This window comes from Rhodoplanes elegans, assembly GCF_016653355.1.
Classification (GTDB): Bacteria; Pseudomonadota; Alphaproteobacteria; order Rhizobiales; family Xanthobacteraceae; genus Rhodoplanes; species Rhodoplanes elegans.
On sequence record NZ_NHSK01000297.1, the window covers coordinates 1 to 2953 of the forward strand.

A 2953-nucleotide genomic window follows, 5' to 3' on the forward strand; every position below is an offset into this window, starting at 1 on the left:
CCCTGCCCAGGTCAGCGACCGCCCCGGCCGGGGGAATGATCGCGTCGGCGCAGATCGAGGGCGCGCCTCGGATTTCTCCGCCGAACCATTCCCGGCTCGGCGTCGATCGGGACGCAACCCGCCCGGCGTGGCACCGGACGGGCTGGAGGTGGTGGCGACCGGGGTCTACGCCGCCGCGAGCCGGGCCTCGCGGTGCGTCGATCGGCCGGACTCACCACGCGTAGCGCAGGGTTCCTGTGCCGCTGTAGGTCTGGGCCTGCGACGCGAGCTCGCCGTCGAAACGTGCGGCGAGCGCCCAGCCGGAGGCGAGGCGCACCTCCGCGCCGGCCGAGAGCAGCGCGAGGTCGCTCGCCGGCGTCGCACCCGCGACCGCGAAGCTCGAGCCCGGCAATGCCTGGAACACCGCCGTCATCGTGGGATCGCTGATCCGGTCGTGCGCCCAGGCGAGGCGCCCGTGCAGCGCCAACAGGGCCTGGTCGGAGAGCAGCGTGAAGTGCTCGACCCGAGCGCCCAGCTCGCTGCGCATCGCATCCGTGTTTCGCCCCGCATAGGCGAGCGCGTAGCCACCGCCGCCGAGATCCGCCTCGCTGAACTCCGGCACGTGATAGCGTTGGACCTGCACGGCGCCATACGGCGTGATCGCGCCGGTCGGCGTGACGTAGCGCCACCCCGTCTCCAGACGGCCCCCGTAGGTCTGCGGCGCGAAGCGCCCTTCCAGCCGATCGCCGGCGAAGGCGGTGCGCTCGGTCTTCGCCCATTGCTGGGTGAACGAAAGCGCGCCGGCGAGGTACCACGGGCCGGGCCGCGTCACGCCGTAGAGGCCGGCCTGGAAGGCGTCGCCCGAACCGCTGCCGAGACCGTTGGCAGCATCCCAGCCGGTGAGGCCGCCGCCGAGCGCGAAGCCGAGCGTCGTTCCGGGCGCGACCCGGTAGTCGGCCCCGGCCATCACGCCACCCGTGCGGGCGGTCACGTCGTTCGAGCCGACGCGGGCGTCGCCGGCGGTCTTGTTGGCACCGCCATAGGCGCTCCCCCACACGGACCAGCCGAGCGGAACCGCGGCGACCACATCGCTGGCCGGTGCCTTGCCCATGATGCGAGGCGACTTGGCGTAGCCGAGGGCCGCGCCCGCCGGCCCGCCGGCTCCGGCGAAGCCGCCGCGGCCATAGCCCAACGGATCGAGCATCACCGAGAGAAACTGGTTGCCGAGCTGGAACGCGGCCTGCTGGGCCCCCGCCGTCACCTCGCCGGAGAGCTGCGACAGTGCCGTGGTGAGCGATGCTCCGCTGAGACCGAACAACGACACGAAGTTGGGCGGCAGGGCGCCGCCGTTGTTGAAGTAGCCGTTGATCGCGTTCGCGACGTTCTGCGCATTGCCGGGCAGCCCGCCCGACCCGTGGCCGAGCACCCCGACCAGATCGAGATAGACGTTGGTCGGATCGTAGCCGAGGCTCGCCGCGTAGTTCGCCGGAATGCCGCTCGTCGTCAGGGTCGAGAAGGTGGTGCCGCCGCGGCCGCCGTCGGCATGCAGGATGGTGTAGCGCTTGTTCACGTAGGCACCGGGCGCGAACGTCGCCTGCACGGTGCCGGCGAGCGTCGCCGTGCCCGTGACATTGGTGCGGTCGGCCGTCGTCGGCGACACCTCGACGGCGTAGATGCCGCCGGACGCGAAGGTGAGATTGCCGGCGACCGTGATGGTGCCGATCGAGTTGCCCGGCGCGAGGGTGCCGCCGGCATTGATCTGCGTGGTCCCGATCGTGCCGGTGCCGCCGAGCAGCCCGCCATCGACCGTGAACGTGGAGTTCGTCAGCGACCCGTTCACCAGCAGCGCGCCCTGCTGCACGGTCCAGGGAAGCGCCGCCGTGTTGGTCCCGGTCAGGGTCCAGGCGCTCGCGCCGGTCTTCTCGAACCGGTCGAACCCGCGATACTGCACGCTCGCCCCGATCTGCGAGACGTCGAAGCTGCTGGCGGTCGTGCCCCCGACGGCGAGCACGTTGTTGCTGCCGCCACCCGCGACCACCACGTTGCCGGTGATCACGGAGCCGGCCCGGAGCTCCAGCCGGTTGTTGCTGCCCGACAGCTCGATGGCATTGGCCTGTACGCCACCCCCCGTCCCGCCGGCGATCGTCCCGGCATTGACGATGCTCAGCCCGGTGCCGATCACGCCGACGCCGCCGCGCACCGGTGCGGACGAATAAGGCACGAAGCCCGACGCTCCGCCGTTGCCGGTTCCGCCGGTCACGCCACCCCAAGTTTGCGCTGAAGAAAAGGTGCCTCCGTCTCCGCCTCGGATGATGCCGGCGTTTTCCAGGGTTCCTCCCCCGGACAGCACCAAGCCGGCGCCTCCGCTGCCGATGCCGACGCCGGAAGAAGAGCCTCCGGCGACCGTGATCCCCCCCGCCACCGTCACCTGCGCGGCCGCATTCGCGACGACGCCGCTGCCGCCGTTTCCTCTCGAATAATAGGCGTCCAGACCCCCATCGCCACCCGTGACGGCGGCGGCGATCCCGAGAGCGCCTCCTTGAAGCAGGATCACACCGGCGCCACCCCCGCCGCCGCCGGCACCGTCGCTGTACGGTTGGACGCCGCCGGTGCCACCCTGTCCGCCCGAGACGGCGGCCCGGATCGTCAGCCCGCTCGCCGTCTGCATGACGATGCCCGCACCGCCGCCGCCACCCGCACCGTAAGAGCCAAGCGCACCCATCGCACCGCCGAAACCTCCGGTCCCGCCTCGAACGACCGCCGACACTGTCACGGCCGAGCCGGACGTGATCCGGACGCCGTCGCCGCCGCCGCCGCCGCCGCCGCCGCTGCCCGACACCTCGGTGCCCGCACCCCCGGTGCCGCCATTGCCCCCGGTCGAGGGAGACGTCACATCGCCGGTCGCCGTGAAACTGTAGCCGCCGCCGCCGCCGCCCCCTTGGCTATCCGGGCTGGTCGCGTCGGCGCCGTTGAA

The 2953-nt window shown here is 72.2% G+C and carries 2 protein-coding genes; one reads left to right on the forward strand and one right to left on the reverse strand.

Going from position 1 to position 2953, the window contains the following annotated elements; all coding sequences use genetic code 11:
- Positions 1-211: 211 nt before the first annotated feature.
- Complete coding sequence (locus CCR97_RS32450; RefSeq protein WP_201160171.1) at positions 212-2200, reverse strand: autotransporter domain-containing protein; 1989 nt, start codon at positions 2198-2200, stop codon at positions 212-214.
- 318 nt (positions 2201-2518) lie between these two features.
- Here CCR97_RS32450 and CCR97_RS31465 point away from each other — a divergent pair.
- Positions 2519-2953 (forward strand): hypothetical protein (locus CCR97_RS31465; RefSeq protein ID WP_207199628.1); only part of this gene is annotated, 435 nt, incomplete at its 3' end.